The sequence below is a fragment of the candidate division WOR-3 bacterium genome (genome assembly GCA_026418155.1).
In the GTDB taxonomy this organism is placed as follows: Bacteria; Hydrothermota; Tepidihabitantia; order Tepidihabitantales; family CAIPLT01; genus JAOABV01.
In genome coordinates this window covers 1-263 of sequence record JAOABV010000092.1, presented here as the reverse complement: position 1 = coordinate 263, position 263 = coordinate 1, and the positions used below count along the sequence as shown (strand labels likewise).

Here is a 263-nt window from a genome sequence, read left to right as displayed (position 1 = left end):
AAAATATTCAAATCGCCTCTACCCGTAATAATTTTTGGCGATCACACGAAAATTATAAAATTTATTACTATGCCATTTGCTATTGGAGGTTCCGGGGTTAAAATTCTATATCCGTTTAATAATAAACAAAATGATATTAAATTTATATATTATGCAATTCAGAATGTAAATATTCCCGAAAAAAGTGGTGGCTACGCACGACACGGAAGTGAATTATTAAAACAACGATTTGCTATTCCATCTGATATAACCGAGCAGCAAAA

General features: G+C 31.2%; 1 protein-coding gene. It reads left to right on the top strand.

The genetic code is table 11. The features are described 5' to 3' along the window. Positions 1-69: 69 nt before the first annotated feature. Positions 70-263: hypothetical protein (locus N2201_07420; GenBank protein MCX7786027.1), on the top strand; the 194-nt coding region annotated here is incomplete at its 3' end.